Genomic DNA, 24479 nt, shown 5'->3' on the forward strand with positions numbered 1-24479 from the left:
AACCTGACCAAACGTAGCTTTGAAATGATCTGCCTGTACTTCTCCGGCTGGGCCGACGAAGAAGAACTCCTGGAATCCCTCAACAAATCCCCTCCTTGACACACCGCAAAAAAAGTGCCGAACAATATTGGGGGAGCCCTGCCCTACAGTTACTTCATCTTGTCGCTAAAGCGACCCAACCGGACAAGTCGATCGGGCCACCTCGCTAGAATCTCAGTTGGAGTCTGATTCAATAGAGAATGTGGTGAAGTCGATTCGCTGGTATGCAGATTTTCCGGGATCTCCTGCTTCAAAAAGGACGCCGAATGGGGCTTCTTGCGAATCGAGCTTGACCATGTCGCTGTAGGCTGCCGGGCCTTCGTGAATCAATGGGCCGTCTTTCCATGATTTCGATTCGTCGGTCGAATACCGAATTCGCAGGTCGCTGCGGCCTTTTCCGGTCGGACCGTTTTCATCAGGGCCGGAGAAGAGAATCAGGTTTCTTGAATCTCCCAACTTCGTAGAAGCTGCCCGTAACAATGCACATTGAACGACAGGTGGATCGAGAGTTTCGGTGATCGGACTGAACCATTTGTATACCTTGTCTCCGGTCGCGTCGAATGATTCTCCGCCGTCGCTGCTGTAGGCAGCCCCACGTGTTCCGGGGGCTTTGCCATTTTGGTCGCGAGTGTTGAAGTAGAGTCGACCATCGTTCAGTTCGACGACTGTCGTTTCGTTGGAGTTCAACCCATCTTCGTAAGTGTCGTCAATCGCTCCCATCTTCCAAGTTTTACCATGATCATCACTGTAAAACGCCTGTGCTCCATTGGGGCCGCGATCAGCACCCGCGTCGCCTAAGCGGTGATCAGCGGGGATGAGCAAACGCCCTTTGTGCTTTCCGTGAATCAGCTGAATCGAATGAACTGGACCAGTGGCGTACCAGCCCCAGGATGGAAGTTTCACATCTTGAGTGATTTCTCGTCGCGGCGACCACGTTTCGCCATGGTCATCGCTTGAGATGACAAACACACGATCATTCTCAATCGTGAATGGCATCCAGATTCGCCCCGGATGATCAGGGTCCAGCAGGTCGACAACGGGTGCCGGATTTCCCACAGTGACCTCTGTGTTGGGGTACAGTTGCTGGAAATCGTCACTTTCCTGAACAACCTGCAGTTTGCCCCAAGTCTTTCCTTGATCGGTTGAACGTTTCATTACCAAGTCGATTTCGCTGGCATCGCCTCCTTCGCGTGCTTCGCAGAATGCGAGTAAATCGCCATTGGCGGCCCGTACAATCGCAGGGATGCGATAGACGTTGTATCCATCCGTTTCAGACTGAAACACTGTCACCGTGTCAGCGCTCGCAGAAGGAAGTGGACAAAGAAAAACGGTCAACGTGAAACAAGCAAACATCAACTTCAGCATCGAGTTCTCCAATCGTATGAACCTCCCAACAGAAGCATGAGCGTAATGAATTCATTCTCAATTTTCCGCTTCGGAAAGAAATTGCGTGCAGCCAATTTTGAATTAGCTGAGGGGAAATGGTCCGAGGTCGAGGTGAAAGGCGGCTGCTCCAAGGACGGAATCTTTGTGATGCCTTGCGAAAATGGTTGAGATGCAGTGCAATTCTTTCAGAAGCCCATCCATATGAAGAGACTCTCTTCCCCTCCGTTGAATTCAAAGGCCACGACGATGCATCGAACTGTGCGATTTGCTTTGCCACTTCTGATTCTCATGCAGGCGAATTCGGCTTGGTCCCAAGAGACCGAAGCCATTGAAAAAGCGTTACAGCATCGATTGATTGACGTCGACCATGCGTGGAATGAAGTTCAGGACTTCACCGAATCTCGCGTTCTTCCGATGCCGGAAGTCACAACGGTCGAGGCGTGGGAGGAATACATTGAAGGACGTCGGCAAGCTGCGTTGAAGGAAGTTGTTTTCCGAGGAGAAGCAGCGAACTGGCGAGATGCCAAAAAGAAAGTCGAGTGGTTGGAGACAATTGATGGCGGGCCTGGCTACAAGATTCGCAAACTTCGTTACGAAGCAATTCCCGGTCTCTGGATTCCTGCGGTCCTTTACGAGCCTGAAAATATCGAAGGAAAAGTTCCGGTTGTGATGAACGTGAATGGTCACGATGGCGACGGAAAAGTTGCCGACTACAAGCAAATCCGCTGCATCAATCAGGCGAAGCGAGGCATGCTCGCATTGAATGTCGAATGGTTGGGGATGGGGCAGTTGAGAACGCCGGGATTCAATCACTACAAAAGCAATCAAATCGATCTTTGCGGAACAAGTGGTGTCGCACTGCATTATCTCTACATGACACGTGGGCTCGATATCCTCCTGGAACACCCACATGCCGATCCGAATCGAGTCGCTGTTGCGGGGCTTTCTGGAGGAGGTTGGCAGACAATTTTCATCAGCTCACTCGATGAGCGAGTGACACTTTCGAATCCGGTCGCGGGATATTCCAGCTACGTGACCCGGGCGAAATTTATCTCCGACTTGGGTGACTCTGAGCAAACACCGGTCGATCTGGCGATGGTTGCGGACTACAACCACTTGACGGCTATGCGAGCTCCACGCCCCACTTTGCTCACTTTCAATGCCGATGACCAATGCTGTTTCAAAGCGGATCATGCTTTGGCTCCGCTGATGCAGGCATCGCAGCCGGTCTTTGATTTATACGGCAAAGGAAGCAATCTACGCTCACATGTCAACGAAGACCCCGGTACGCATAACTTCCTGCTCGATAATCGGCAGCAGTTTTATAAAATGCTTGGCGATCATTTTTACGCAGAGAGCGACACTTATTCGGCTGATGAAATCGCATCCGACGACGAACTCAAAACCAAGGAAGAATTGCACGTCGAGATTCCAGAAGACAATCTCGACTTTCACAAGATTGCCACAAAATTGATGGAATCGCTCCCCGCGCCTCACATTCTTTCGATCGAAGGACGGCGAGCCAATCTCGCAAGCGTCTTACGGTTGGAACCTTATCAGGCTCAGGCGGTACAAAGTGATGACCTGAAAATCCCGAACGGTTCTGCCCGGGGAGTTCGTTTGAAAATTGGTAGTGAGTGGACTGTTCCTGCTACGGAATTCACGCCGGAAGGGAATGTGAAATCGACAGTCATCATTCTGGCTGATGAAGGCCGCGCGAGCACTGCGAAAGCAATCGCGAAGTCTCTCAATGAAAGTCAGCGAGTGCTGGCGATTGATCCGTTCTACTTTGGGGAATCGAAGATCAGCAAGCGAGACTTCCTTTATGGATTGCTGGTTTCTTCTGTTGGCAAACGACCACTGGGAATTCAGACCGCTCAAGTCGCTGCCGTTGGAGAATGGGTCAAAGCTGAACATCAGGGACCTGTGACAGTCCAGGCAATCGGACCACGAACAGGCTTGATTGCACTGACGTCCGCCGCTCTGAATCCGGAGTTGTTTCAAACCGTACAGATCACCGGCGGATTCAAAAGCCTGAAAGAGATCGTCGAGCAGGACATGACGGTTTCCCAAGCTCCCGAACTGTTCTGTTTCGGCCTGATGGAAACATTCGATATCCCGGAGCTGACATCTTTGGCATTGCCGTGCAAAGTGAGCAATCAATAAGGCTGCGGGGAGTTCGGGATCTCAGTAAATCCAAAGGCAAACGTACCAGTTGACCCACTCCCCCAACGGGGGAATCCAGCCTGCGAGTTTCCAGAGAGGCTCGTAAAAGGCTGCGATGAGATGGCTTCCATCGACATGTTTCGCTTCAATCCAGGTCCAGTACATCGGGCCAATCGATAAAACGTACAGACCAAACACGATCACCATTTGCTCGGCACTGGCGATCAGATAGCCGAGGACCGAATCCTGTTCAGCTTCATTGGAAGTCTCATCAACTGAGACGTCACGCGATTCAGTCTGTTCGAGAAGTGACATAAGTTCATGGTGTCCGGGGGGGAAATCGGCTGGTGATAGAGCAATTTCGGATTGGTGTTCGCTTTCTGCCTCAAGGCGAACACTCATTTTACTGGTGAAGCAGGTTCAACATGGGCACACGGTTGAGCAAGCTGCTCGGAACAGACTTCTGTTTCTTGCGTCCGTGAAGTATGGCTGCGAAGAACGTCTTTCATCAGGCAAGATGATATACGCCATCGGACAGCGAACGTGCAGCGTTTTCATTACGTCTCTTGTCTGCAAACCTCATTATCGCGATGCACGGAGTGCTTTGTAAACAGCCGTTGAAATGGCCATTGGGTCGGCGTAATTGCAATTGGACATCACGACGACTCCATGCTTCTGGTTGGGATATAAGACCATGCGAGTTTTCGTTTCTGCCTGGCTCCCATTGTGCGAGATCTTCAATCTGCGGCCACTCCCCTCGACACGTACCCCGAGTCCATAATTTGATGACGTTCCGTCCAGGAGGGTTTGCCTCGTCCACATGATCTGTTGTGTCTCAGCGTTGATGAGAGATTGATTCATCACCGCCTGCGCCCATTTTGAGAAATCATTGACGTTGCTTTTGTAGGCTCCTGCGCCATGTTTCCAAGCGTTGGCCTGTTCCGGAGAGGGAATGATTTTTCCAGCGGAGTTCTTTGTGTAGCCCATGGCCCACTCTTTTTGACCACGAGTCGGGACATCGAGTTCGAACGAAACCAGGCCGAGCGGTATTATGATTCGTTGATCCAGCTGGGAAGCGATCGATTCCCCGCCCGCTTGCTGAACGACAGCGGAGAGCAGAACGTAAGCATGAGAGGAATAATCTGTTTTCGTGCCGGGCACAAAGATCAGTGGTGAGCGATCGAACCGTTTTATCGCGAAGAGTGGGTTCAAATCTTTCTGCTCGTCTCTGGCCCCCGGGCTGGGGATAATACGACCGTTGCTGTAATGCGGAAGTCCACTTTGATGGCAGAGTAATTGCCGAGTGGTGATGGGATAATCTTTCTTGGGAAACTCCGGGACATATTTTTGCACGTCGGCATCGAGGTCAAGCTTTCCCTGTTCTACAAGCTGCATGGCGAGCATCGCTATGACCGGTTTGGAATTCGATGCCCAGTTCACCACCGTGTTCGTTGTCATCGGAGTTTTCTTCTCGCGGTTCGAAAGTCCAGCCCCTCCCGTAAAGGCGATCTCTCCGTTTTGAAGGATTCCGACTGAGACTCCGACTAGTTTCTGACGCGACATCTCGGCAGCGATGCTCTGCTCGATCGCAGTCACTTGATTTGCAGAGAGCCCTCTCCGGATTTCCTCCGCTTCGGAAACCGGCGAAAACAGAAAGCAACCTAGCGCCAGGAAAGCAAGTTGGAGACGCCGCTGTTGAAGTTCATTCATTGGAAATTCACGCATGTTTGAGATGGTCCAGATGAATTGAGAGTCTTCGGTGGAGTTTTTTCAATGCTTGTTGTACCTGTGAAGATCACTTTCATGACTTTGTAGACCGCTTGCCGCGAGACAGTCCGTAAAGACCAATGGAGCCAATTCTGGATTTGCTCTAGCTCAGTAGCGATTCGACTTTAGGCAGAGACCAGGTCAAATCGTCAGTCGCCTGAATCGACAATTGCGATTCGCCGACGAGATAGGAACCGATCAGGCCAGCGATCTCGCTGATGTGGATTGGATGATTTTTGATGGCTTCTCCGGTGGCGTCGCTCTCGCCGATCACTTGCCCTCCCTCAAGTCCGCCACCTGCCAGCATGCCGGACCAGACATCCGTCCAATGGTCCCGTCCGTTCCGTTCGTTGATACGCGGGTTTCTTCCCATTTCTCCGGTTGCTACGACGAGTGTCTGTTGCCACAACCCGCTTCGCTGAAGGTCATCAAACAGCGCCGAAGCTGCTTTATCAAACTGCGGACCAAGTGTATCTCGGTAATCAAAAATTGTTCCGGGTGCGGTCTTTGCACAGCCGTGGGCATCCCAAGTGACATTCCCTTCAAAGTGGTCAAACGTATTAACCTCAACATACTGGACGCCCGCCTCGATGAGTCGAGCTGCCGTCCAAAGCAGCTCACCAAATCGATTTTCCCCAAAGGTTTTCTTTTTCGAGGAGGAAAGCTTTGAGAATGCAGGCGTCTCGAAACCTGATTGCTGCAGAGTGTTCAAGTCTGGCATGAGTATCGAATCATCCAGGTCGAGGAACCCTGCTCCATCGCCGTGATAGGCATTGACCCCGGTCTTTTGCACCTTTCCTCCCAGACGGACTGAGACCGGCGCATTTCCATGTTGCTTGAGCGCGTGATTCAACACAACGCCGATATTGGGTGGTTGTTGCTCTTTTTTTACGAGTGAACCAGTCAGCAGCAGCTGCATTCCGCTTTCGTGAATCGGTGCAGATTCATGATGTAAAGAACGCAAGATGACCAGTTCGTTTGCACGTTGCGCCAACTTCGGGAGAGACTCGGCAAAGTGGACTCCCGAGATCGACGTCGCAATTGACCGGATCGGGCCGCGAATTTCTCGAGGGGCTTCAGGTTTGGGGTCAAACGTATCGAGCTGACTCGGGCCACCATTCATGACGATTTGAATCACCGCGCGAGAATTCGACCGGGGTCGAGTGCGTGCTTCTCCCAATGATAACCCAACTACCCCAACTCCCCCCACTGCCAGAAAACTTCTGCGTGAGACCGAGTCGAGTGCTCGCTTCTTCTGTTCAGACATCAATCGCTCCTCAAATGATCTCAGAAATCGGATCGGAGATCTATTCAATCTGTCTCTCCGAATACCTTTGAAACGAGGCGTTTTCTTAGTCTTTGAGAGATCATTTCCAAATTTTTGGATCAGTGGGCGAAGTATATCAAACATCGATCAAAATACAGAGATCATTGCTTCAAGCCTTTTACGGTCGAGTTTGACACTCTCTTCCCTCACTTCTCCGACTCGAAATTCCCGGCAGTGGCCCTGCAGGACGTGCAGAATTGAGAGAATTTTCAATGCTTGTCGTCTCCATGAAGCTTGCTTTTCTGACTTCATAGGCGGTTCACCAAGGGGGAGAAGGTGAAGTCCATTATTGGATTGGCTCTCGCCGATCTGACTTTAAGTTTGGTCTGGGCAGGTCACAGAAAAAGTGATGGGCACATCATGTCGAAAAAATTCACACTTGAGTTCAATCGCGGAACGTTTCATAGTGGGGTGCCCCAATGACACATTTCTCAGGAACTTTTGTATGGGACTTTCCCTGGCTGCGTATATTGACGAACTCCATCAACGGTCAGATTTAATCTGGCCGAATCCTCCGGCCATTGTGCCGATGAAAGTGACGCCGTCGCTCAAGCCGCTTCCGGGAATCAAAGCTGTGACATGGTCGGTGTATGGGACCCTGTTGCAGATCGAAAAGGGAGTCCTGCTGCATCATCACGAGCAGGAAATTCGCATGCAAATTGCTCTTGAGAAAACGATTAAAGAATTCAACATGTGGAACAGCATGACGCGCCGCAAGGGGCAACCCTGGGAAGGGATGTTGATCATTTATAATCGCATTCGAGAAGACTTGGGGATGGTCTCTTCCAAGCAGAAAGGAGATTTCCCAGAGATTGATTCTGCTCAGATCTGGAAGAAGGTGATCGGCAAACTTGAACTGAAAGAGTACACTTACGACCAGGGAAAATACGGGGATGTCGATGATTTCGTCGCGAAAATTGCCTACTTCTTTCATGCCAGTTTACAAGGGGCAAAAGCAGTCAAGGGAAGTCGAGATACTCTCGCTCATTTAACCGACGCGGGAATTCGACAAGGATTAATTGCAGATGGACAGGCCTTTACCATCCCGCAGCTATTGCATGCCCTCAAACAACAGGGATCATTTGCGTCTCTGGCGGAAGTTCTTTCTGCGAGCCTGATGACCATTTCGTACCAACAAAAAATAAGGAAGCCATCGCCATCGCTTTATCGATCCGCTAAAGAGTCCTTCAAGAAGATCGGAATTCAACCTGAAGAAGTTTTGCATGTGAGCCATCGGTTAAAAGACGATCTGGCGGTTGCGAAAAAAATGGGATTCCGGACGGCCCTTTTTGCATCAGACAAATCGACTTGCAATGTGACAGCCAGCGATGTTCGTGATCCCGATATGAAACCGGATCGGCTGATCTCCGAAATTGCGCAGGTTCGCGATATTCTGCAAGTCTAAAACCTGTTCACGCTCACGAGGCTCCTGTTGGACCTTATTGAATATGTGAATCAAAATTTCCGCAGGCTTGTAACCTGCTCCTGATACGTTGCTGGAATCCAATCCAGCTTGAATGAACCATTAGATAGAACACCGCTTGAAAGCATTCCATGCCAGCCAAAGCCCTTTACGACTACACCGAGTTCAATTACGAAAAGCCGCTCTTTGATATCAATGACATCCGCAAGGTCAATCCACAGCGGCATGAGATGGAACAGCTTTCAGGCGTTGTCTATATCGACCGGGATAACCATGGTCTCGTCGGATTCAAGGAAGTGACAGACGATGAGTTCTGGATTCAGGGTCATATGCCCGGATTTCCGCTCATGCCGGGTGTCATGCTTTGTGAAGCTGCCGCGCAACTTGCGGGGTTCTATGCTCGCAAGTATGACCTTCTCGAAGCGGGGGATTACCTGGGGTTTGGTGGAATGAATGAAGTCCGATTTCGACGTCCCGTCTACCCGAATAGTCGACTCATTATCTGTGCTCAATGCACGAAGGTGAAAAAGAAGCGTCTCGCAGAATTTGACTTTCAAGGCTTCGTCGATGGGAAAATGGTCTACAACGGCTCTATGATTGGAGTCCCGATTAGCCGGTAGTGGCTCATCACTGACAAGACCCAGCCGCTTCACGTTATCTCAACTTCGAATTGAAACCTTACAGAGGATCTTTCTATGCGCCAGATTGGATGCCTTGTTGCTTTTCTCGTCAGTTGTTCTCTCGTTCAGGCCGAGGAGAAGGAACTTCCCAAAGCATTTGTCGACGGGAATGGCCCAGGCTGGCGAGCCTTGGGAGAAGAAGACTTTACTGACGTCAACGGGGATGAAGATACGTGGACGTACAAAGATGGGATGGTCTTTTCGACAGGGAAGCCCATCGGCGTCAATCGAACAATCAAACAGTACACAAATTTTGAATTCGTTTACGAATGGCGGCATCGGAAATCTGGCGGCAACTCCGGTTCATTCATTTGGGTTCCTGAAAGTGCGCTGACTGATTTACCTTCTAACAAGCTGCCAGCTGGAGGGATCGAAATTCAAGTTCTTGATCACGGTTACGCAACACAGTTTAAAGAACGAACAGGTAAAGACGCCGACTGGTTCACGACAAATGGAGACGTCTTTGCTGTTGGAAAATCGACGATGAAACCGTTTCCGCCACTCAGTCCAAATGGTCAGCGAAGCTTCCCCCGAAAAAATCTGAGCAAAGGGGTCGATCAGTGGAATCACTATTACATTCGTGCCATCAACGGAGAAGTTCGTCTGTGGGTGAACGGAGAAGAGGTCTCCGGTGGAAATGAATGTAACCCCAAAAGTGGCTACATTTGTTTGGAAGCGGAAGGTTCACCGATTGAATTCCGTAACCTGCGACTTCGCGAACTTCCGTGAATCAGTTGCGAGACCAGCCAGTTTGAAAATGCAGCGACCTTCACTCAGTCAGAGGCGATCTCAGAACTGAAACCTGTTTCGGATTCGAGACACGAGATACGAGACAGTTGCTTGCCTCCTCTTACGGGGGCTCGCCGGGTCGCGATGAATCGAGTGCTTGTTTCATTGAGGTCTTCGATCTCTTTAACCCCCGGTGGGGAGAGTCACCGGGGGCTAGAGCATCTTTCGAATAGGTTTGCAGGTTCTGCCTCGTGGCGAACAGCATTTTTACTGGAGAAATACGTTCTTCACGGGCACACGGTAGAGCAAACTGCTCTAAATGACTGCTGAAAGTGCAGCGAGCTTACTGCAGGCCAACTATGGGCATGGTCTAGAAACAGTCCGAAAACTTGTGGAATGGGCACTTTTCTCACTGTTTAAGAGAGCAAGTTCAGGATTCAGGATCAGTTCTGAAAAGTGCGGAAATTGCTGCGCGAAAGACAGACTGCCCAAATTCTGCTCCAGAAATCTTCGGCCCGGTTTTACATTCTCCCGTCGCGACGAACAGAAAAGAGTGAACGCAATGTGATCTCTAATGTACTTTCGTTCTCTTTGCGGCATCAAAAAATCGGCTCTATCAGAAAAGCTCGGAACCCCGCGCACAGGTTGCGACTCTGATAACGTGAGAAGTCCCGCAGGTTGTTGGGTGTCGGTTTCGGGGTGGGTTCTTGTTCTGTAACTATCTTTGTGTTAATGGTTTACGATTTTGTTGAAACGAGTCGGCTTCTCATGTCGGTTGAAAATCAATCCTCGATATTGAATATTTGCTTGACAGTCAAAGAACACTTGTATACTATCTGAGGCGACGAACGAGCTGATGAACGTTCTCGAGCTTTTCAACTCCAGCTTTTGAGAGTCAAGTCTTTCAGATTTGGGGAAGTTTTAGGGTAAGCTTGAGTTTTTGTTTCCGAGTGCTTTAACTACCACAGTCGTTCGAATCACAGAGTTTGAAGGTCACCCTCAATTACGGAATAGTCATGAAGACGATTCGGCACAAGCATGGACTGCTGCGTTCGGTTGGATACTCCGACTGGCGAACGATGCCCCATCTTTGCCGCGCTCTAGCTGACCTGCGTGAACACCGCTCTTGTTTTTTAGCTCACCGCCATCTTCCGAATAGTGACGCGGTGTAGTATTGCGAGATTCTCGTAAACGATGAGATTGAAAAGCTGTTCTGGATTTTAAGCAGCGCTAAAAATAAACCTGAAATCGTGATCACTAACTAAGGATGCCCTGGCAAAACGATTTAGCCCAAAGCTTCGCGATGAAATTGTTGTTATTCACTCGATTTCAATCACCTGTTTTGGTTTTGTTAGAGCGGATAACATTTCGATCGCTTTCAGATTCTATTGAAGCTAAGAAATCATTGCTTTTTTCTGCGGAACAGATTTCATCTCAAACACGGCTGAGAATTGAAATGTCCAGCCAAATCGACTGCTCGTCAAAGAATACGTGAGAAGCAGCGAATCAGAAAGTGTGTGCCAGATCCATTCACGGAGGAAAGGCATCAGACACAGCGTCGAGTTCTCGGCGTCTTCTGATTTGTACAGACTTGAGATATTCACAAACATCTCGTCTGGAGAGGCTGCTTTAACATGAAATGAGCATTCGGAGAAAAAATCTGTGGCATTTGTGAATTACCACACTGCTTGCGAATAACATTTCAAATAGAGTTACAGTGTTGCACAATGGATGTGCGGCAATTACATGAGGATGTAAACTATGTTGGTCATTACACGCAAAACGAACGAAGAAATTATTATCGGCGACAACATCGTTCTGAAGGTGATTTCAAACGGTAACGGTCGAGTGAAGCTTGGGATTGAAGCCCCTAAATCAGTCCGAATTGCTCGTGGAGAGATTGCTTTCCGTGAGGAACTGATCGCTGAGGCAGAAGTTCGGGAACTCGCAACTGCGTAGTGTTTTACCTGCTGAACCGTTGGGATTCCGATGCCCTTTTGAGCGCGGAGTACCAGGGTGTGGAACTGCGCTTAGCGCTTTTTGTCTCTGCGAGACCATGGCTTTAACTGGTCAGTAGAGACAGGCAGACGACTGCTGTGTGACCAGCTTTCCGGATATTCGCAAAACCGGAAAGCTGTTTTCGTATTCTTTTCCAATCGTTGCTCGGAATTCAACTCTCACTTTGACACCGGGAGTTGAAGCTCATACGCTATCGTGAGCAGCGAGTCTGCAGGCAAGGATTCAAGCAAGAATTGCGTTGAGTCCCGATCAGCCGAAAGCAAATTCAGTATTGGTCTTAACGTTCTGCCATGTGGCGAGCAGGCTATGAAGTCATGAAAATGACTTGATAGCGAAGCAAGCTCAAGGGAGTCGGTCGACAGATTTGGATGCGATCATGGCAAACAAGAAACAGTTGCTGTTCTAAATTTTTTAACAAACATGCACTGATGTGTGCGTGGAAATCAGACAGGCTCTAAGGCAATGTGGCCACAGTTCTTTTTTGTTATCGCCTGTTTATTGCTTCCTGTTGCCTGGGGAGTGATCGTTCATCAACTCTTCGAACTCTTAGAGCGAAGTTTGAAAAAAGACAAACGTCCTCGGGACAGTTCTTATTCTGATTATCAAATTTGAATGGAAAATTGCTGATTGCCTGCTGATTGCAACTTAGGGCAACATGCTCCACAATCCTGCTTTCATTCTGATGCGCCGGAAGCTCACTGATTCGTGGAAATGATCCTAGCTATAGTTGTTGCTTTTTTTGTCGGTGCGATCTCTGCAATTTTTGGGGTCGGCGGAGGGTTCATTCTGGTTCCCGTGCTGAATTCGGCCTTGGGAATCCCGATGAACATCGCTGTCGGGTCAGTGGTCAGCTATGTCCTTGGTCCAGCGACGACAGCACTTCTTTACCGCAATGTTCAATGGACGAGTTGGAGACTCCCCCTCATCCTGTCTGGTGGTCTTTTTGTGGGAGTCTTCCTGGGTGGATCAACACTCAATTTCTTCACACACTCTGATACCGTTTCTATCGATGCCGAGACTTTGGTGCTGCGGGTCTATCTGGGGTTGCTGAGTGTGCTCGGGATGTTTTCGTTATGGGAGAGTGAGCGAGCGACTCGCTTTCGGCCGATCTCTCGCGGTTGGTTGAATCGCATTTTGCTCCCACCAGTCATTCGCGTTCGAGATTGGAACAATCGAGCATTGTCGGTTCCGATGTTTGTCTGGTTCGGCGTGACAGTTGGCTTTCTCTCGGGATTACTTGGGATCAGCGGCGGGTTGCTCATTGTTCCCGGTCTGTTGTACCTGTTTGGCGTCGACGCTCAGAAAACTGTGGTCACGTCGATGGTTGTTGTCTGGCTCGTCTCGTTTCAGTCGACAATCTTGCATGCCTGGTCCGGAAATGTCGACTTAAAACTCGTCGCAGCTCTCCTTGCAGGAGGAACCATCGGAGCGAGGGCCGGTTCGAGCATCGGTCGGAGACTAGGCTCTCAGCAACTTCGCAGGAACTTTGGGATTCTCGCAATCTGTACAGCTATCTTCGTCGCCATTCGCCTGTCGGTCTCTGCGTCGCAATAACGATTTCAACATTCGAGGAAACGGCAAGCTCCTTGATCTGGTGATGCATCTGTTGTGCGAATGATTATTTGAATGCATTCAAACGACTGAAAAACAATCAAAGTAAGAAATTGACGCGAGTTGGTCTCAATCTGAATGATTTGGAATGATCTGGATTCCGAAATCTGATTGGTCGACCTCAGCCTTTGGAGAGCTCTTCTCTTTCGCTTCGAGATATTGAGGAATAGAACGCAGGAATGTGTTTCCTTGCGGGAATATCGCCCAGAGTAAAACTGTGCAATTCAGGATCACAACAAACCAAGTTGTGAATAAGAATGGCTTCTTGCTCGTTTTGTGTTGTAGTGCCGGTTGAGCGACCAGTCCACCTGGCCAGCCGCAAAATAGATCGAGTAAATGAAGTGTCGTTTCGGGTGTACGCCAGTTTCTGTGAATCGCTGCCCTTTTGTCGATCGCATAAGCTGAAAATGAGACCGCACTCATGATCAGGTAAACGCTCACCATTTCGACAGGCAAGCGATGAGCAGCTGACATCGTGATCAGGAAAGCGAAGAAGAGGGCAGCAAAAATAAAGTTGAAGCTGCAAGGCTGAACGTAACTCCTCCGTCGAGACCGTTTTCTGTTGGGGAGGACAACCTGCTCCGCTTGCAGTCGCCCATCGGGGTCGGTCGCGACGACATACGAAACAATATCGTTCTCGACCGGCCTTGGTTGACGGTACTTGAACGACTTGATGTGAACAAAGATATCGTCTCCGCCCTCATCTGGAACGATGAACCCGTAACCCTGCTCGTCTTTCCAACGTGTCAGCTTGCCTTGATGTCGCATGAGAAATGGAACTCTTTTAATACCTGCAAGGCCCGTAGAGACCGGTTCGCCAGCTGTTTTTTTCTGGTTAAAGCAGTTTGCTCTACCGTGTGCCCGTTTTGTGCTCGTGAAGAGACTTTAATGACATCATCGATTGTTACCACGAGACCGGACACGAAGATGGTTTCTGAAAGTTTTGAAGATGCGACTCTTATTGACTTTCTGGTCCGTTTTTAAACATACATCACGCAATGATGTCGTGCGCGACATTTCCGTGAACATCGGTCAGTCGGAAGTCTCGACCGGCATGGCGGTAAGTGAGTCGTTCATGATCCAATCCAAGGAGATGCAACACCGTGGCGTGTAAGTCGTGAACATGCATTTTGTTGTGGACCGCCTTGAATCCGAAATCGTCTGTCTCTCCGTAGGTCATTCCCCCACGGACGCCACCACCAGCCAGGAACATTGCGAACCCGTGGTGGTTGTGGTCACGACCGTTCCCATTTTCCGACGTCGGAGTTCTTCCGAACTCTCCCCCCCACATCACAAGCGTGTCTTCGAGCAAACCCCGCTGTTTCAGATCGCCGAGGAGAGCGGCAATCGGACGGTCGATGTCTTTGCAAAGCTTGGGGACTTTATCGTCGTGACCAGAGTGAGTGTCCCAGGGTTGTCCGTTTCCGTAATAGACTTGCACGAACCGAACGCCTCGTTCGACGAGTCGGCGTGCCAGCAGGCAGCCATTTGAAAAGTGTCCGTCTCCATAATCCTCACGGGTCTGCTTCGACTCTTCATTGAGTTCAAATGCATCGCTGGCCTGAAACTGCATTCGAAAGGCGGTTTCCATCGATTGTAGCCGCGCCTGGAACGCCTGATCTTCTCCAGTTCGGCCCTGAACTTCGGCATCAAGCTGTCGCATCAATTCGAGTTGTCGCCGTTGCGTCGACTGGTCCCATTTTGTGTTGCGCAGATGGGGAATCATCTTCGAGGGCTCAATCGAAGAGTGGTTGATGTAAGTCCCTTGATAGGCGGATGGCAAGAACGCGCTGTTCCATAAAATCGAAAATCGGACCGGTCGCCCCGGACAGAGGACCACGTAACCGGGCAGGTTCTGGTTTTCGGTGCCGAGTCCATACGTGAACCAGGCGCCCATGCTGGGGCGGGTGGGGAGAATGCTTCCGTTATTCATTTGCAGCAATGCCGGACCATGATTGGGATTGTCGGCATGCATCGAGCGGAGTACGCAGATGTCGTCGATGTGCTGGCTCAACAGTGGGAGTAACTCGCTCACAGGGACGCCACTCTCTCCGCGTGGCTGAAATTTAAATGGTGACGGGAGCAGTCCACCTGTGGGGCGTTCCGTCACCAGATCAGCGCCTGGGGGACGCTGGCCTGCGAATTTTTCCAAAGCTGGTTTCGGGTCGAAGAGATCTGCCTGAAACGGTCCACCATTCATGAACAGGTGGATCACCCGCTTGGCTTTCGGTGGGAAGTGGCACCCTGCTGCCGTCCCAGTTGGGGCGGCCTCGCTGAGGCTTTGCTGAGACAGGAAAGCGGCTGCTCCGATCATTCCGGGAGTGCTTCCAAGTTGCTGCAACATGCTGCGGCGGGAGATCGGTGGTTGAAAAGGATTGATGTTCATCGATTCAGACCGTGGAAAACTGTGACACTAATAAAAGGTAATGCGAGTGGTAAGAAACATCCTACCTGTCGTCCGAGGCCATGGTCTCGGGCGACGATGAGTTAGTCAGCATTTTTTGCTACTCATACGAAAGCTGGTGATTTCGATAGGAGCAGAATCGGTCAGTCAACAAAAAGGAATTCATTCGAAGCCAGCAGTACATGGGCATATTGCGTCCAGGCATCTGCCCGAGTCGCTTCATCTGGTTGATTCAGAAAGCTCAGTCCGATTTCAATTTCTTTTGAGCTCGGCTTTCGTGCGTACAGCAACTCGTAGGCGCGTTGAATCCTTTTTGACTCGTCGTCGGGAATTTCGGAAGCGACTCGTTGAGCGAGTTTTTCCGACCGACCTAGCAGCAGCGGTCCATTGAGGACATACAGCCCTTGAAGTGCTGTTGTGGTACTTAGTCGCTGTGGGTTGTGGGTTGTAGGATCGGGGAAGTCGTGCATTAACAGCATCGTCGACATGTCGCGTCGGTGGATCGTTCCATAAATCGTTCGGCGAAGATTTTTTGGGTCCTTCAAGTCGAGAGATGGCCCTCCCATGGTCAAATCGAGTTCGCCGGTCGTGCTTAACATGGCATCGCGCCAGGATTCAACGTGCAGGCGTTGACGATTCATTCGAGAGAGCCAAATGTTTGAGGGGTCGACGCTTTCTTGATTTTCCTGAATACGACTCGATTGACGATATGTGGCAGAGAGGACAATTTCACGATGAAGTTTTTTGAGTGACCAGCCATTCTGAATGAATCGTGCAGCCAGGTCATCGAGAAGTTCCGGGTGAGAGGGAAGTTCCCCCGAGAGTCCGAAGTTGCTTGGCGTGTTGACGATTCCGCGTCCGAAATGTGACAACCAGATACGGTTGACCATCACCCGGGCAGCTAACGGCGCAGATTCTCGTGTGATGGATTGAGCAAGTTCGAGTCGTCCGCTCCCGTTCGTGAACGGCTTCGAGTTTTCGTTTGATAGAACTTCCAGAAACCTTCGAGGCACAACATCGCCTAGTCGGTTCGGGTTTCCGCGAATAAACAGATTGAGATCGCGCGGCTCTGGTCGATAAACGAGGTTGGTTCCCTCTTGAGGCGTTTTCCCTTTTCGTTCAACAAAAAGTGCCTCTTCTACGATGCCGGGTGCCATCACTGAGTTGTAGTGCGGCGTGGAATCTTTGATGTCTTGGATTTTTTTCGTTAGTTCGGCGATCTCGTCTTCAGGTTTGGGCTTTTTCTTCTTGAGTGCCGTTAGCTCTTTTTCTAATCCTTTCACCTCTTCACGCGCAGTGCGAACAGGGGCGTACAACTCTTCCTCGATCGTCGGGCATTCAAAGATGCGAGTGCTCGCAAAGACGCCTGCGAGGGCGTAGTAATCTTCTTGTGTCACGGGGTCGAACTTATGGTCATGACAACGAGCACATGCAACGGTGAGACCGAGAAAGGTGCGGCTGACGGCGTCGACTCGTTCTTCCCATTCGTCGGCAACAATCACTTTGATGATTTCCGAAGGAAGCTTAAGTTCTTTCCAGTAGTTGGGGCTGAGGCCGATGAATCCGAGTGCCGGGGAATCTTCCGGGCCGGTCTCTTCCATGAAATCTGTAGCGAGTTGGCGGTGGATAAATTCGTCGTATGGGACATCATCGTTCATCGCTTTGACGACCCAGTCTCGATAAAGATATGCCTGTCCAGTCGAGTCCAGCCAACTTGCTGTCTTATCGGTATAGCGGGCCAAGTCGAGCCACATTCTCCCCCAGCGTTCACCGAAGTGTGGGCTCGCCAGCAGACGTTCGACCTCTTTCTCGTAGGCGTCCGGAGCGGGATTGTTTACGAATGATTCAACCTCCTCTGGAGTCGGTGGCAAGCCGATGAGATCAAAGCTCAAGCGGCGCAGCAGTGTTGCCCGATCAGCTTCCGGAGATGGAGACAGCCCTTGCTTTTCCATGGCGGATAAAACGAAATGGTCGAGTCGCTTTTGTGGCCAGGACGACATCGATGTTTCTGGCAGAGGATGCTCATGAACTGGTTGGAAGGACCAGAATTTCCTGGCCTCTTCCATATCGATTCCCTGCTTAGCGGCCGCAACGGAGCCATCGTCCGGGAAGGGGGCCCCACGGCGGACCCATTCTTTTAACTCAGCGATCTCGCTCTCGGGCAGTTTCCCTTTTGGCGGCATTTGATAATCGGCATCGCTGTCATACAGGATGGCAGCGATCAACAAGCTCTCTTCAGGTTTGCCAGGGATAATGGAAGCTCCGGAATCGCCCCCAGCATACAACGCTTGAGCTGAATCGACTTTCAAGCCGCCGTGAATCGTCTTTGCAGTCGACGAATGGCATGAGTAGCAACGCTCAGCCAGAATCGGCCGGACCTTCTTTTCGAAATACTCAATATCTTGAGGGGACGCCGCTGGCAGGGCTTTCTTCTCTTCAGCACTGGTGGCCCTTCCCAGAAGAACAACCAAGCTCAAAAGAATGAGAGGGAATTTCGACGTATCTGGCATTTTGAAATCACTCATCAAAGGCGTGACAATTCGTTGAGTAATCAACAGGTGGGATCAAGGTGCATTTTGGTGGAAGTGCAGTCTCAACCATATCGGTGGGAGTTGGATAAAAATTGTAACAGGTTTTCCGTCAAATCGCGAAATCAATTGTCGACGCTGATCGATTGGACGACTCTGTTCCGGTGCAGGTTCTATAATCGTTTTCACCCGTTCCTCGACTCCGCTGCGTGCTAGGCAGAAGTGCTTCAGGAAGTTGCCTAAAGAAATTGTTCAATAATCATCCCTGCATTCGCTTTGGTTCGCGTCATCCTCAGAACGTAAAGACCATAATAGGCTTTGCTGTCGTGCCCAAACGACTGCTGATGGGGGACTGTCTCGGGACTGCTTTTAAGTCAGAGTCAAGCAGGCTTTGCTGGGAGTGGAGTTGATATCAGGAGAGAGCTCTCTCGATCCCAAGCTGACTCCAAAGATGATTGCTCGACAGCTTCGGGCGTTGATTTCGTACTCGCTCAGGCTGGGTGAAGCGATTGTGTACAGATTATTTTACATGAATTCTGGAATCATTTTACAAGAGTTGCATCTCTTGTAACTCCTTTCTACAAAGCAGTTTGTGGATTTTTGTTGAATTTGGTTTTGGAAAAACGGGAAATTTTCGAAGATTTCTTCGGACAAAATATCTTTCGATGACGCCTTATTTATGTAGGGGTTGCGTGTTGATTTGGTTCAAATTTTGGCTGCATTCCGGGTTGTTAAGTTTGCAGCGTCCAAAGACGGGCTGGATTTTTGTTGAATCGATACACAATCAGACCGGAGGGGGCACAGGCGGGTCGGCTCCCTCCGGCATTTATCTTCTGAGTAAGGCAACTCTTTCGAAACTGACGACATCCAGAGTTGGGCAAATCCTGGAATGGTTTTCGGAACCTGAAGAGTTCAGAAAAATCTGAATGCGAACCAGAAAAAGTTTGTCAGGGGAAATGTCTCCTTGATAAGATAAATTTCGCACTGAGTTGTGCGACAAACTTTTGGGGCTGAGTCGAAAGTCTGAGCTTGGCCTCTCGGGGGCTGAGGAATCCTTCGCGAGATTTATCTCAAGGTTTCCAAATGTGACTTCAGGATCTTCTTGTCGCCTCGCACTGAGTGCATTTGTGGTTGACTTGTTGGTCGATCAACTTGTTCAAAGACTGGTTCAGTGAATTCGTTCAAAGCCGGCAATATGAGTCAACGGTCTGTTCTTCTCCCGAAAACGATTTTCACGGCAGCGCTGAGAATCTCTTCGGGAGCAGAAAGAGAAACATTTCTTAAGGAAGCCTGTTTTGATGCCCCAGAGCTTCGCTGTTCGGTGGAGCAGTTATTGGCTGCTCAAGAGACGCTAGAGTCCAACCCACTCGACAAGGCGGTTCAAGCGTTTAGTCCGAAGGTCTCTTTACCTTGCACGGTATCATTTGTCAGTCCCGCCTTAGAGTTTGATCGAGGGATCGACATCTCGAATCATCCGCAGATCGGTCCTTACAAACTCCTGGAACTCTTGGGGGAAGGAGGGATGGGGTCTGTTTACATGGCGGAGCAGCAATACCCTCTGAAGCGTAAGGTTGCGCTGAAGCTTATTCGTGCGGGAATGGATTCGAGTGAGGTGATCTCACGTTTCGAAGCGGAGCGTCAAGCTCTCGCGTTAATGGAGCATCCCAACATCGCCAAGGTCCTGGATGCTGGAACCACAAGTTCGATGCGCCCCTACTTCGTCATGGAGCTTGTCCGAGGGGTCTCTATTACGGATTATTGCAAGAATCATGAACTTAATATTCGGGAGCGGCTGGAACTGTTCATTACTGTCTGTCGCGCTGTTCAGCACGCTCATCATAAAGGAATCATTCACCGAGATTTGAAGCCCTCTAACATTCTGGTGGCTCGACTTGATGGGAAACCTGTCGTCAAGGTGATTGACTTCGGGGTTGCCAAAGCGCTCAATCAGGAACTGACCGAAAGGACTCTGTTTACCCAGTTCGCTCAAATGATTGGGACGCCTGTTTATATGAGCCCGGAACAGGCGGAAATGAACTTGCTGGATGTCGATACTCGTTCGGACATCTATTCACTTGGTGTTCTGTTGTATGAGCTTCTGACAGGCAGGACTCCGTTCCATCGAGCCTCATTTTCCAAGCTCGGCTATGACGGGATACGTAAAGTTCTCAGAGAGGAAATTCCTCTTAAGCCAAGTGCACGTGTGAGCACGTTGCGAGGCAACGAATCCTCGACAGTCTCTGAAGACATGAAAGCGGAGTTACGAAAACTTCGACGCTCTCTGAAGGGGGAACTCGATCTCATTGTGATGACGGCATTGGAGAAGGATCGGGAACTTCGGTACAAAACCGCGATCGAGTTTGCTGAGGATGTACAGCGATACCTGGATGGTCAACCGATTATTGCATCGCCGCCGACGTTGCTGTACCGGACTCGTAAATTTTGCACGCGCCATTGGGTTGCGCTAACGATCATGATGATGACATCAGTCGGCCTTCTCACCGGAGGCGGCATTGCGGTTTCTCAAATGCTGCGCGCGATTTCAGCTGAGAAAGAGGCAACGCAAAGAGAGAAGCAGGCCAACGACTTGCTTGAAGCGTCACGGTTGCACCAAATGTTGACGGCCTTTCGAAGCAAAAACTATTCGTACATTTCGAGCCTGCATCTTCCTGAAATTGAAGAGGCCCCTGTCGCTGATTCGGCCAGTTCTGGATCGCTGCGTCAACTCTTATTGAATGCTGGGAGCTTTGCTCCCAAGACGCAGTACCCTCATCCCGTTGCTGTTGAAGATTTTGCAATTTCTCCTGATGGGCAGTCTGTTGTCACAGCCTGTTCGAACGGAACTGCGTATCTGTGGGACATTGATTCGGGGCATCTGTTAAGAACATTTGAACCTCATGTAGAACCAGTGGACGCCGTCGCGATTTCTCCTGATGGTCAAGTCATTGTTACCGGATGCCGCACTGGGCAAGTCTGGGCATGGCATCGAGAAGAACAACAACCACTCAAGCTGATAGGCACTTTGTCAACAGGGATCGAGACTTTGCAATGGTCGCCCGATGGCGAGACTCTTGTTGCTGGTGCGCGTTACACCGAATTTTGTGTCTGGGATCGGAAGTTCAAAGAAGTGTTGCGTTCTGAAAACGATCACCGCCATGAGTCCTTCCTCTTTTCTGAAGACAGCAAGTTGCTTTATGTGCCAACCCGGACCTCAATCGATGTTTGGGATGTCTCAGCTGCTGCGGTGATTCATTCGATCCCTTCGCAGTCAATCCGGAACATCCGCACGATGTGCTGGGCCGGTCAGAATGGTCAATACATTGTGGCAGCTGACAGATTCAGCGATCAGATGGCTGTGCTCGATCCGGTAGAACGATCTGAAGTGGCATTGCTTTCGACGAATGCAATCTATCCACAACATCTTGGGATCAGACCTGATATGTCACGCTTGGCATCTGTTTATTACGACGGTCAGTGCCACATTTATAATCTCAATTCGATTCGTCCGGGGGTTGAGGGGCGAACGCTACAAAAGTTACTCCTTGCTAGTTTTCAGGCACATAGCCCGAATGACGGCAGGGCATCTGTGGTTAAGTTTCGGGGCCATGATGAAGTTTTGACATCCGGGGCTGATGGGAAAGTGGCTCGCTGGAACTTAACGAATGGGAACTCCGCTTCCGTGTTGATGCCACCGAAAGCGTTGTCAGGTCTTCTTCCATCGGGGCCTGATGAACTCCTCTATTTTGTAGGTGAATCGAAGCAACCAATGAGAGTCAGCACGAAAGGGCGTGGTCTAACTCAGATCGATGCGATGCCATCGGAGAGTATCTCAAGCGTCGGAAATTTGTCTCAGCAAGGTTGGTTCCCAGCTCGTGTTGGAGATCTCGTCGAGGTTCGAAATGTCCATACAGGGCAAGTGCTCGGGAGCATCAAAACAACTTTTCAGTTTCGAAACATGATGGAGATTTCGAAAGATGGAACACGCATCGCTGTTGCCACAGCTGATGATCAAATCCATGTCTGGAGTTCGTCAAACGCCTGGGCGGAGTCGGAGCTTCTCACGAAACTACTGATTATTCCAACTTTCGGACTTCGGTTTGCTGACGAAGGAAAAACTTTGATCGCCGACCACGACGATCAATTTCTCATCGAATGGGATCTTGAGAACGACGTTGAAGTTAAGCGAACCAAGGTGACTCCTGGAAACGACCTGGTCGTTTCTGAAGATAACCAACACATTGCTATTGCGACGGAAAATGGATTTCAGATCAGGAACCGAGCAACGGATGAGGTCATTCTCTCGCGGATTGCAACAAATCGTGTGACATCTCTCTTATTTTGTGATCATGACCGGGTGTTGCTGACGGGGTATTCCGATGGGAAAATCTTTGCATCTCATCTTCCAACAAAAGAAGAACTCGGTCTTTTGTACGAACCCGAAACGATCACGGGATGGCCGGTTTCCATGCAGTTCATGCCAACAGGTGACCGGCTGTTAGTTCATTTTGATTTACTGGTGGGGGGAAGGCATACGACAAAGATTCTTATCCTCGGGCCAAACGTCCATTGAAGTCTTTTCAATGGTTGTCGTCTCCGTGAAGAACGCGTTTATGACTTCATAGACTGCTCGCCACAAAGCCGGACGCAAACATCAATTCGAAAAATGCGATCAGTGTGTAACAAGGCTGATTAAGAAACTCTGTCTGAATTCTTAAGCAGACCGTTCTGTATGCCCTGTCGTGTTACTTTCCCGTAAAAAGTCTCTTTATTGCGAAGGGAGACTTCAGCACCCGTAGAAGATTTTTCGGGAATTCTCTCAGGTGTCAATTCATTGAACTGGTCATTGAACTGGTCATTGAACTGGTCATCGAACTGGTCATCGAACTGGTCATCGAACTGGAATTATTTCGGAGTTCGGCGAGATGTCGAATTCGACGATGAGCTTTCCACTTTGGACATGAACAGCTGTCACTGAAGCAGTGTTCAGGCCGGCTTGCTGCAGAAGCGGCGATGAGAGAGGAGCGAGGTCGATCTCTCCAGGATAAAGCTTTGGGGTTAAGTCGTTGCTGAGTTGAGCGCGAAATGCTTCCAAGGTGATTCCGCTCGCGGTCTTTCCACTTTCTCCACCAACTTCTTCGACATTCACAAGAGCTGGAATCAGTTGAATCGAATCTCCCTGAAGTGAAGGGGTCAAGCTGATGACAAAGCGATGGAGAGGACGCTGTGCACCCAAAACCGGTTGGATCGACAGGCGGGCTTCGAGGTGAATTGCCCCGTTTTCGAATTTGATTTTCAATGGTTGAACATCATCGAAGACAATAGAAATCAACTCAGGTGTAGCGGAACTCGTAAGTGTTTTGGCTTCGCCTGAGATGACAGCCTTGAGATGCCGATCAGGAATTCGCAAACCTGCGAGGGGCAGCTTTTGGATCAGCCGATTCAGGATCGCATCATCCAGAATGATGGAGACATCGCTCTTGGCTGCCATCGGGACAGAGCTGTTCATGATCAACGAAAATGCTCTCGTTGAAGCGGACAGAACCAATTGATTCTCGGTGGTGTAAGCTGAAAACTGAGTTGCTTCAAGTTGGTATTTTTCGAGGAGTTGTTTGAAGTCCCCATGCAGAAATTGATTAATCTCTGTGAGTTTTGCGTCAACTTCATTGTTGAATTTCGGAGCAACTTTCTGAGTCACTTTCGCTGCTGCGATCTGCTCTGCGACCGGAGTTCTTCGATTTGCGACATTTATCGCGGTTCGAGTCGTGAGAGGCCCCAGAATCGGGAGGGGAGCAAGTCGCGTGGCCGCAGCAACGTTCTGCTGATCCGCAGTCAGAACCGCACTGGGAGCCCAGGTTGAAACGACTGATCCATCAAAAGCGATCTGTTTAGCCATCCGAAAATGATACGTTCCGACCGATTTGATGGCAGCCCGCTGTGTGTAGTTTGTGGTGAGATTCGTCGTCGTTCCATTCAGGTTGATCACAAGCCGTGCCTGACCATTCGACGGAACCAACTGCACGGACGAGGCCGCAATTGTTCGCTGAGAACCGATCACTTCTGCACCGAGAACAAAATCTCTCACAGGCCCTTCATCGATGACCTGTGAGGAAATTAGTTCATTTAGAAACGAGTCCGTCAGCACGATCGAGGCATGGCCGGAACCGAGATCTTCCGGAAGTGAGTGCTGAGGAACAACTGGTTTCCAATTTTCCCGAGAAGGCAACACCGGTGCAGCAAGCTGCGCAGAAAGTGAACTCGCGCAAAGCAAGCTCCCGATCAAGGAGAGGCAGGGTAAAAGAATGCTTGAAACGTGCATGATGGCTTGATTCCTCTTTCAGGTGAGAAAGAGTTGAATGACAACTTGGGTTCAAAAAACAGTCTACAAAGAAACAGTTTCAGG

At 50.0% G+C, this 24479-nt stretch carries 15 protein-coding genes; 7 read left to right on the forward strand and 8 right to left on the reverse strand.

All coding sequences use genetic code 11. The features are described 5' to 3' along the window. Positions 1 to 213: 213 nt before the first annotated feature. Positions 214 to 1323, reverse strand: a complete 1110-nt coding sequence (locus ACN0YR_RS12485) for a sialidase family protein (RefSeq protein ID WP_417849562.1) — start codon at positions 1321 to 1323, stop codon at positions 214 to 216. Between the two features lie 348 nt (positions 1324 to 1671). Here ACN0YR_RS12485 and ACN0YR_RS12490 point away from each other — a divergent pair, with 348 nt between their 5' ends. After that, entirely contained in the window at positions 1672 to 3591 is a 1920-nt protein-coding gene (locus tag ACN0YR_RS12490; protein ID WP_417849563.1) for an alpha/beta hydrolase family protein, read from the forward strand. A 21-nt stretch (positions 3592 to 3612) separates the two neighbouring features. On the opposite strand, the gene ACN0YR_RS12495 is transcribed toward ACN0YR_RS12490, so the two are convergent. The 3 genes from ACN0YR_RS12495 to ACN0YR_RS12505 all read right to left on the reverse strand — a co-directional run bounded on the left by ACN0YR_RS12495 (position 3613) and on the right by ACN0YR_RS12505 (position 6625). Further along, positions 3613 to 3993, reverse strand: a complete 381-nt coding sequence (locus ACN0YR_RS12495; protein WP_417849564.1) for a hypothetical protein — start codon at positions 3991 to 3993, stop codon at positions 3613 to 3615. A gap of 180 nt (positions 3994 to 4173) precedes the next feature. Further along, on the reverse strand, positions 4174 to 5316 hold the full coding sequence (locus ACN0YR_RS12500) for a serine hydrolase domain-containing protein (RefSeq protein WP_417849565.1): 1143 nt from the start codon (positions 5314 to 5316) through the stop codon (positions 4174 to 4176). A 145-nt stretch (positions 5317 to 5461) separates the two neighbouring features. Further along, on the reverse strand, positions 5462 to 6625 hold the full coding sequence (locus ACN0YR_RS12505; protein ID WP_417849566.1) for a DUF1501 domain-containing protein: 1164 nt from the start codon (positions 6623 to 6625) through the stop codon (positions 5462 to 5464). 505 nt (positions 6626 to 7130) lie between these two features. Between ACN0YR_RS12505 and ACN0YR_RS12510 the strand changes: the two genes are divergently transcribed. The 5 genes from ACN0YR_RS12510 to ACN0YR_RS12530 all read left to right on the forward strand — a co-directional run bounded on the left by ACN0YR_RS12510 (position 7131) and on the right by ACN0YR_RS12530 (position 13090). Continuing rightward, complete coding sequence (locus tag ACN0YR_RS12510) at positions 7131 to 8090, forward strand: HAD family hydrolase (RefSeq protein ID WP_417849567.1); 960 nt, start codon at positions 7131 to 7133, stop codon at positions 8088 to 8090. 149 nt (positions 8091 to 8239) lie between these two features. After that, complete coding sequence (locus ACN0YR_RS12515; RefSeq protein WP_417849569.1) at positions 8240 to 8728, forward strand: 3-hydroxyacyl-ACP dehydratase FabZ family protein; 489 nt, start codon at positions 8240 to 8242, stop codon at positions 8726 to 8728. Between the two features lie 75 nt (positions 8729 to 8803). Beyond that, on the forward strand, positions 8804 to 9517 hold the full coding sequence (locus tag ACN0YR_RS12520; RefSeq protein ID WP_417849570.1) for a 3-keto-disaccharide hydrolase: 714 nt from the start codon (positions 8804 to 8806) through the stop codon (positions 9515 to 9517). A 1761-nt stretch (positions 9518 to 11278) separates the two neighbouring features. Then, positions 11279 to 11476 (forward strand): carbon storage regulator, encoded by a 198-nt coding sequence (locus ACN0YR_RS12525; protein WP_417849571.1) that lies wholly within the window; start codon positions 11279 to 11281, stop codon positions 11474 to 11476. Between the two features lie 771 nt (positions 11477 to 12247). Further along, on the forward strand, positions 12248 to 13090 hold the full coding sequence (locus tag ACN0YR_RS12530; RefSeq protein WP_417849572.1) for a sulfite exporter TauE/SafE family protein: 843 nt from the start codon (positions 12248 to 12250) through the stop codon (positions 13088 to 13090). 126 nt (positions 13091 to 13216) lie between these two features. On the opposite strand, the gene ACN0YR_RS12535 is transcribed toward ACN0YR_RS12530, so the two are convergent. The 3 genes from ACN0YR_RS12535 to ACN0YR_RS12545 all read right to left on the reverse strand — a co-directional run bounded on the left by ACN0YR_RS12535 (position 13217) and on the right by ACN0YR_RS12545 (position 18061). Beyond that, on the reverse strand, positions 13217 to 13915 hold the full coding sequence (locus ACN0YR_RS12535; RefSeq protein WP_417849573.1) for a DUF1294 domain-containing protein: 699 nt from the start codon (positions 13913 to 13915) through the stop codon (positions 13217 to 13219). A gap of 223 nt (positions 13916 to 14138) precedes the next feature. Next, a complete protein-coding gene (locus tag ACN0YR_RS12540) occupies positions 14139 to 15533 on the reverse strand; it encodes a DUF1501 domain-containing protein (protein ID WP_417849574.1) in 1395 nt (464 codons plus the stop codon). Positions 15534 to 15694: 161 nt separating this feature from the next. Beyond that, a complete protein-coding gene (locus tag ACN0YR_RS12545; RefSeq protein WP_417849575.1) occupies positions 15695 to 18061 on the reverse strand; it encodes a PSD1 and planctomycete cytochrome C domain-containing protein in 2367 nt (788 codons plus the stop codon). A 1213-nt stretch (positions 18062 to 19274) separates the two neighbouring features. Between ACN0YR_RS12545 and ACN0YR_RS12550 the strand changes: the two genes are divergently transcribed. Next, entirely contained in the window at positions 19275 to 22649 is a 3375-nt protein-coding gene (locus ACN0YR_RS12550) for a protein kinase domain-containing protein (protein WP_417849576.1), read from the forward strand. A gap of 318 nt (positions 22650 to 22967) precedes the next feature. Here ACN0YR_RS12550 and ACN0YR_RS12555 read toward each other — a convergent pair whose 3' ends face one another. Next, positions 22968 to 24395, reverse strand: coding sequence for a hypothetical protein (locus ACN0YR_RS12555; RefSeq protein WP_417849577.1), 1428 nt, complete (start codon positions 24393 to 24395; stop codon positions 22968 to 22970). Positions 24396 to 24479: the final 84 nt, after the last annotated feature.

It is taken from the genome of Thalassoglobus sp. (genome assembly GCF_048270125.1).
In the GTDB taxonomy this organism is placed as follows: Bacteria; Planctomycetota; Planctomycetia; order Planctomycetales; family Planctomycetaceae; genus Thalassoglobus.